Raw genomic sequence first — 7,101 nt, 5'->3', positions numbered from 1 at the left:
GCTAAGCCCCGGCCAAAATGCGGAAGGCCCCCGTCTCGGCGGGGGCCTTCCGCATTTTGGCCGGCCACGTTCAGGCCGTGGCCGCCTTGTCCAGCCAGCGCTTGAGCTGGTCGGTCACCGCCGAACTCGAAAACGAGCAGCTGTCCTGCGCGAACACTGCCGACATCTCCAGCCGGCGCAGCAACTCTTCCATCGCCTGCTCGAACATCGGCGGCAATACCAGCGCGGGCGCTGCCTCGCGCCAGTTGCGCACCAGGCCATCGGCGGCGAGCTGGCCGCCGATATGTTGTTCAAGCGCTGCGCGCATGGCCGCCAGCGCCGGCGCGTTGTCAGTGGTCGTGGCCATCAACGGGCCCTCCTTTCCTTGTAGAGTTCGCGGAAGGTCCGTCCGCTCGGTGCGGGCAGGTCGCGGGTCTCCGTCCAGCCCCGGCCTGCCATCGGCAGCCTGGCGATCAGCTTGCTGCTGCCGCCCATGCGCGAGAGCAGGCGCGCGCCAATGCGGGTGGCGAAGGCATAGAGCGCCGGACGGCGCGCCACGTAGCCCCACACCTGCAGCCCGAGCCGCTCCTGCCAGGGGCGCAGGCCGCGTTCCATCTGTTTCTCCCGCAGCTTGCGCAACAGGTCCGATAACGGGATGGAAGCCGGGCACACGCGGTTGCATTCGCCGCACAGCGTGGCTGCCTGTGGCAGATCCAGCGCGTTGGCCAGGCCCGTATAGCTCGGCGTCAGCACGCTGCCCATCGGGCCAGGATAAACCCAGCCATAGGCATGGCCACCGATCTTCTGGTACACCGGGCAGTGGTTCATGCAGGCGCCGCAGCGGATGCAGCGCAGCATGTCCTGGAAGTCGCCCCCGATCAGGCCACTGCGCCCGCCGTCGACCAGCACGAAATACATATGCTCCGGGCCATCGCGCTCGCCCTCGGCACGCGGGCCGGTCAGCAGCGAGAAATAATTGGAGATCGCCTGCCCGGTAGCCGAGCGCGGCAGCAGCCGCATCACGGTGGCCAGGTCTTCCAGCGTCGGCAGTACTTTCTCTATGCCGGTCACGGCTACGTGCACTCGTGGCATCACCGTGCACATGCCCTCGTTGCCTTCGTTGGTCACCACCGCCACCGATCCGGTTTCGGCAATGATGAAGTTGCCGCCGGTCACGCCCATGTCGGCCGACAGGAATTCCGGCCGCAGCACTTCGCGCGCCTCGCGCGTCATCTCGGGGATATCGGTCAGGCGCGGCTTGTGGTGCACCCTGGCAAACAGGTCGGCGATCTCTTCCTTGTCCTTGTGCACCACCGGGGCGATGATGTGCGACGGCGGCTCCGCGTCGTTGATCTGCAGGATGTACTCACCGAGGTCGGTCTCGATGCTCTGCACGCCCATCTCGCCAAGCACCTGGTTCAGGCGCATTTCCTCGGTCACCATCGATTTGCTCTTGATGACCTTCTTGACGCCATGCTTCTGCGCGATCTCCGCCACCAGCCGCGCGGCATCCGCGGTGGTTTCGGCAAACAGCACGGTGGCGCCGCGGCGCGTGGCGTTTTCCTCGAAAGTGGCCAGCCAGACATCGAGGTTYTGCAACGCGCGGTCACGTCGCTCCTTGAGCGCCTCGCGCGTGGCATCGAAATCGATGTCGCGAATGGCATCGGCGCGCGCCGTCACGAACTTGGTGGAAAGCTTCTTGAGGTTCTGCTGCAGGCGCTGGTCAGCCAGTTTCTGGCCCGCGCGCGCCTTGAATTCCATGCTGCGAACTTGCATAGCGGGGATCTCGCCAAGGTTTGTTTTTCGTCCGCCCGGGCTCAGGCGTCGCCGGCGAGCACTTGCGCGATGTGCAGCACCTGGGTACGTGTGTCGCCGGTCCGGCGCAGGCGCCCTTCGATATTGAGCATGCAGCCAAGGTCGCCCAGCACCACGGCATCAGCGCCGCTGGCCTTGATGTTGGCGCACTTCTCGTCGACGATGGCTGTCGAGATATTGCCGTACTTGACCGAGAAGGTGCCGCCGAATCCGCAGCAGGCCTCGCAGTCCTTCATTTCGCTCAACTGTACGCCGGGCAATTGCGCCAGCAAGGCGCGCGGCTGGCTCTTGACGCCGAGTTCGCGCAGGCCGGAGCAGGAGTCATGGTAGGTAATGCGGCCGGCGAACCTGGAATCGAATTCGCCCAGCTTGGCCACGTTGGCCAGGAAGTCGGTCAGCTCGAACACGCGCGAGCGCAAGCCCTCATAGCGGCCATTCAGTTCGGGATCGTCGCCCAGCAGGTCGGCGTAGTGATGCAGCACCATGCCGCCACATGAGCCCGACGGGATCACCACATAGTCGAACATCTCGAACTCGCGCAGGAATTTCTCCGCCAGATCGCGCGCCCCGACGCGTTCGCCCGAGTTGTAGGCAGGTTGGCCGCAACAGGTCTGCGCCTCGGGCACCATCACTTCGTAACCCGCCTTCTCCAGCAGCTTGAGCACCGAGAAACCGATTTCCGGACGCATGAGGTCCACCAGGCAGGTGGCGAACAGACCGACTCGCATTGTTTCCCTTTTCCAGACCCCGAAACCCCGCAATTATGCGCTCTTGCGCACCGTGCGGCATACAAAAGCGTTCATGGCGCGGGGGAATTCACTGCATTTTTGCATGCCTTTCCCGGCACATCCGCCATCGGCAGAATCTGAAGTTTCTTTCGGTAATGTCATTTCACCTATTGAAATTTTCACAATGCGAGATAGAATCAGGCAACCGCTTAATTTGCCGCACGGCAACATTTCCCCATGGCAGAAGCAGACAAGGCACCAGGAAAGACATCCATCCAGGTCATCGAGCGCATGATGACCTTGCTGGATGCGCTAGCCCAGCATGCTGATCCGGTCAGCCTGAAAGAACTGTCGTTGACCACCGGCCTGCACCCCTCCACGGCGCACCGCATCCTCAACGATATGGTGGCCTGCCGTTTCGTCGACCGCTCCGATCCCGGCAGCTATCGGCTTGGCATGCGGTTGCTGGAACTGGGCAACCTGGTCAAGGCCCGCCTGTCGGTACGCGACGCGGCACTGGCGCCGATGCGCGCACTGCATCGCGTGACGGGCCAGACCGTCAACCTGTCTGTGCGCCAGGGCGATGAGATCGTCTACATCGAGCGCGCGTACAGCGAACGCTCCGGCATGCAGGTGGTGCGCGCCATTGGCGGACGCGCGCCGCTGCACCTGACCTCCGTGGGCAAGCTGTTCCTGGCGGCCGACGAAGTCGCGCGGGTGCGCAACTATGCCACCCGCACCGGGCTGGCCGGCCATACGCGCACCTCGATCACGGACCTGATCAAGCTGGAACGCGAACTCAACTGGGTCCGCACGAACGGCTACGCGCGCGACAACGAGGAACTGGAACTCGGCGTGCGCTGCATTGCAGCCGGCATCTACGACGATTCGCGCCGGCTGGTTGCCGGGCTCTCGCTATCGGCCCCGGCCGACCGCCTGCAGGACAGCTGGCTGCAGAACCTGAAGGAAACCGCGCTGCAGATCTCGCGCGGCATGGGCTACGCGACCGACGTGGCCGCCTGAGCCCCTCGGGGGTGAGGGATAGGCGGGACACCCTTCCCGCCCGGTCCCGGCACCGCCTTCACCCCGCTATCCTGCTTTTCCGCTGACGCCTGCCGCTGGGTTGCCGCTTGGCTGTTATTGATCCTCAATCGCCGGCGGCGCGCTTAACCCCATTTCCCCATTCATGCATCGATCCGCAACGGCAAGGGTTTACACTTAGTTTTCAGATAACCTGAATAACGATATCCTGCCGGGCATGCGTACCAAAGCCATCACCCTCACCGAACAGGTGACCCAGCAACTGCGCGCCGAGATCGCCAACGGCACGTACCCCGTTGGCGCCCGCCTGCCGACCGGCAAGCAGCTTGCCGGGCACTACGGCGTGAGCCCGGCCGTCATTCGCGAGGTGACCGAACACCTGCGCTCCCAGGGCCTGATCGAAAGCCGTCAGGGCGTGGGCAGCACGGTGCGCTCCCGCGTGGGCAATGCCGGTTTCCAGTTGCCGCGGGAGATGGACATCGATCGCGACGAACTGGCGAGCATCTACGAACTGCGGCTCGACCTCGAGAGCGCTGCCGCCGCGCTGGCCGCGCAACGACGCACCGCGCAGGATGTCGCTGAGATGCAATCGCTGCTGGAGCGGCTGGCGGCGCAACTGCATGATCCTCACCGCAGCGTGGAGGCGGACACCGCCTTCCACGTGGCAATCGCCACCGCCACGCACAACAAGTACTACCTGCAACTGCTCCAATACCTGAACCTGCAATTGCACCAGGCCGTGCATGTGGCACGGCTGAATACGCGCCAGCAGGATGGCCTGTCCGAACAAGTCCACCAAGAGCACCTGGCCATCTTCCACGCAATCCGTGCCGGCGACCCGGAACTGGCGCGCGCCGCTGCCGTGTCCCATCTGCAGGGCGCGGCGGCGCGCCTGGGCCTGCGGCCGCACGCGCGCGCCGAGTCCCCCGCAGCCCGGCAGGAACCATCCCATTCAGCGGCCTGAGCCGCATCGTCTCTCCAGATAGAACCACCATGCAAAATACAGCCTTCCTGCCCCGCCTGATCGAAACACTGGGCCCCGACGTGGTTGCCACCGAGCCCGACCAGGTCGCGCCCTGGCTCGCCGACTGGCGCGGCCTTTACCGTGGCAATGCGCAAGCCGTGGTACGGCCGCGCTCGGTGGATGAGGTGGCCCGCTGCCTGGCGCTGTGCCAGCAGGCCGCGGTGCCGGTGGTGCCGCGCGGCGGCAATACCGGCCTGTGCGGCGGCGCCGCTCCTGACAGCAGTCCGGTCAACGTGGTGCTGAGCATGGACCGCATGAACGCGATCCGTTCGATCGATACCATCGCCAACACGATGGTCGCGGAAGCGGGCTGCATCCTGGGTAACCTGCGGCGCGCCGCCCAAGAAGCGCATCGCCTGCTACCGCTCAGCCTGGCGGCCGAGGACTCCTGCCAGATCGGCGGCAACCTTGCTACCAATGCTGGCGGTGTCAATGTGGTGCGCTATGGCATGGCGCGTGAACTGGTGCTGGGCGTCGAGGCCGTGCTGCCCAACGGCGAGATCTTTCACGGGCTGCGCGCCTTGCGCAAGGACAACACCGGCTACGATCTCAAACAATTGCTGATCGGCTCCGAGGGCACGCTCGGCGTGATCACCGCCGCGGCGCTGCGCCTGTTTCCGCGCACCGATGCGCGCTCGGTGGTGCTGGCCGCGGTGGCGTCGCCCCTGCAGGCGCTGGAGCTTTTCGAACTGCTGTTCGCCCAGTGTGGCGCGCGCCTGCAAGCCTTTGAGTTCTTTACCGGCGATTGCGTCGACCTGGTGCTCAGACATGCGGAAGGCGTACAGGAGCCGTTCGCCCAGCGCCATCCCGCCTATGTGCTGGTGGAGCTGGCCGACACCACGGACGAAGAGGCCCTCAACACCCTGCTCGAACGCGTGATCGGGGAAGCGCTGGAGCGCGAGTTGTGCCTGGATGCCGCGGTCTCCGCTTCGCTGGCGCAATTGCAGAGCCTGTGGAAGCTTCGCGAGGAAATCTCCGAGGCGCAGCGCGCCGACGGGCCGCACCTGAAGCACGATGTCTCACTGCCGATCGAGCAGATCCCCGCCTTCATGGCATCGATGGAGAAGCGCCTCAAGGCCGTCAGCCCCAGCATCCGCCCCTTCATCTTCGGGCACTTCGGCGACGGCAACCTGCACTACAACCTGTCGCGTCCGGCAGGCGCGGAGCGCGACTGGACCGCTCAGCACGGCAAGGCACTGACCGCCGAGGTGCTGGACGAGGTCGCGCGCTACGGCGGCAGCATCAGCGCCGAGCATGGCATCGGCCAGCTCAAGCGCGATGATTTCCTGCGCCTCAAGGACCCGCTCGAACTTCGCCTGATGCGGGGCATCAAGCAATTGCTGGATCCGGCCGGCATCATGAACCCTGGCAAGCTGCTGTAGGCACCGGGCGCGCCGCGGCGCCCAACGAAAAAAACGCGCCGGGGACGGCGCGTTTTTCATGACCTCAGGTCCGTGGGTGCCGGGTCATTGCGGCTCCGCCATCAGATGCCGCGTGGCTGCTGGGCGGTAAGGATAGCCTGGGGGGAACCTGGCCCCTGCGTCAGGTTAGGGGAGGACGGAAAAGGGCGGGCGGGACCCGTTTGCACGTGTTCCAGCCAGTCCTTGACGCGGTTGGCATCCGCAAAGCGCGACAGCTTGCCAACCGAATCCAGGAACACCATCACCACATTGCGGYCGTTCACCTTCGCCTGCATCACCAGGCACTGGCCAGCCTCGGAGATAAAGCCGGTCTTCTGCAGGCCGATATCCCAGTTGCCGCCGCGCACCAGGCGGTTGGTGCTGACGTAGTGCTGGGTACGCCCGAGCACGTTGACCTCATACTCGGTCTGCGTGGAGTACTCGCGGATGGTGGGATTGCGGTACGCCGCGTTGACCATGCGCACGAGGTCCATCGCGCTCGAGACATTGCTGCTCGACAAGCCGTTCGAATCGACGAAGTGGCTGTCGTTCATGCCGAGTTCGCGTGCCTTGCGGTTCATGGCCTGCACAAATGCCGGCAGGCCGCCCGGATAGCTGCGGCCCAGCACCGACGCCGCCCGATTCTCCGAGGACATCAGGGCCAGCAGCAGCGCCTCCTGGCGGCTCAGCTGCGCACCGAATCGCAGGCGCGAGCTGCTGTGCTTTTCATTGTCGCGGTCGTCCTCTGTGATGGTGAGAACCTCATCCATCGGCTGACGCGCGTCCATCACCACCAGGGCGGTCATCAGCTTGGTGATCGAGGCGATCGGCAGCACCGCGGCGGCGTTCTTCTGGAACAGCACTTCGTTGGAGTTCTGGTCCATCACCAGCGCCACGCTGGAGCGCAGCGCGAGCGCATCCTCCGTGTCACGCAGCCCGAGCGCCTCGCCCAGCGAGGGTTTCGCCGGGATAAAGGCCGCGCGCACCGGCGCAGCCTGGCGCTGCGTCACGACCTGACGCTTGCCGTTTTTCAGTACCACGACCTTGCGCGTAGTGACGTGCTCAGTCTTGCCGCTGCTGGCGACTTGCTTGGTTTTTGCGGATTTAGAGGAGG

The 7,101-nt window shown here is 65.1% G+C and carries 7 protein-coding genes; 3 read left to right on the top strand and 4 right to left on the bottom strand.

The annotated features are described in order from the left end of the window. Positions 1-70: 70 nt before the first annotated feature. Genes AC1DKD_RS37220 through AC1DKD_RS37210 form a run of 3 tightly spaced genes read right to left on the bottom strand, consistent with a single transcriptional unit; the run spans position 71 to position 2,522 of the window. Positions 71-346 (bottom strand): hypothetical protein, encoded by a 276-nt coding sequence (locus AC1DKD_RS37220; RefSeq protein WP_441636302.1) that lies wholly within the window; start codon positions 344-346, stop codon positions 71-73. After that, on the bottom strand, positions 346-1,755 hold the full coding sequence (locus AC1DKD_RS37215) for a LutB/LldF family L-lactate oxidation iron-sulfur protein (RefSeq protein ID WP_441636300.1): 1,410 nt from the start codon (positions 1,753-1,755) through the stop codon (positions 346-348). Before AC1DKD_RS37215 ends, AC1DKD_RS37220 begins: the two co-directional genes overlap by 1 nt. A 41-nt stretch (positions 1,756-1,796) precedes the next feature. After that, a complete protein-coding gene (locus AC1DKD_RS37210; protein ID WP_441636298.1) occupies positions 1,797-2,522 on the bottom strand; it encodes a (Fe-S)-binding protein in 726 nt (241 codons plus the stop codon). A gap of 237 nt (positions 2,523-2,759) precedes the next feature. Here AC1DKD_RS37210 and AC1DKD_RS37205 point away from each other — a divergent pair, with 237 nt between their 5' ends. From AC1DKD_RS37205 to AC1DKD_RS37195, 3 genes are all read left to right on the top strand, one after another. Further along, positions 2,760-3,545 (top strand): IclR family transcriptional regulator, encoded by a 786-nt coding sequence (locus AC1DKD_RS37205; RefSeq protein ID WP_006155981.1) that lies wholly within the window; start codon positions 2,760-2,762, stop codon positions 3,543-3,545. Between the two features lie 235 nt (positions 3,546-3,780). Next, a complete protein-coding gene (locus AC1DKD_RS37200; RefSeq protein ID WP_441636295.1) occupies positions 3,781-4,527 on the top strand; it encodes a FadR/GntR family transcriptional regulator in 747 nt (248 codons plus the stop codon). A gap of 29 nt (positions 4,528-4,556) precedes the next feature. Further along, on the top strand, positions 4,557-5,969 hold the full coding sequence (locus tag AC1DKD_RS37195; protein ID WP_441636293.1) for an FAD-binding oxidoreductase: 1,413 nt from the start codon (positions 4,557-4,559) through the stop codon (positions 5,967-5,969). Between the two features lie 101 nt (positions 5,970-6,070). Here AC1DKD_RS37195 and pbpG read toward each other — a convergent pair. Next, positions 6,071-7,101, bottom strand: a 1,031-nt coding sequence (gene pbpG / locus AC1DKD_RS37190; RefSeq protein WP_477144421.1) for a D-alanyl-D-alanine endopeptidase, incomplete at its 5' end; no start/stop codon positions are given.

The organism is Cupriavidus sp. 05T313, assembly GCF_056396665.1.
This window is presented reverse-complemented; position numbering and strand designations above follow the sequence as displayed.

Coding starts and splice junctions, on each gene's coding strand:
- AC1DKD_RS37220 (WP_441636302.1), bottom strand. CDS start 346: ATGGCCACGACCACTGACAACGCGCCGGCGCTGGCGGCCATGCGCGCA.
- AC1DKD_RS37210 (WP_441636298.1), bottom strand. CDS start 2,522: ATGCGAGTCGGTCTGTTCGCCACCTGCCTGGTGGACCTCATGCGTCCG.
- AC1DKD_RS37205 (WP_006155981.1), top strand. CDS start 2,760: ATGGCAGAAGCAGACAAGGCACCAGGAAAGACATCCATCCAGGTCATC.
- AC1DKD_RS37200 (WP_441636295.1), top strand. CDS start 3,781: ATGCGTACCAAAGCCATCACCCTCACCGAACAGGTGACCCAGCAACTG.
- AC1DKD_RS37195 (WP_441636293.1), top strand. CDS start 4,557: ATGCAAAATACAGCCTTCCTGCCCCGCCTGATCGAAACACTGGGCCCC.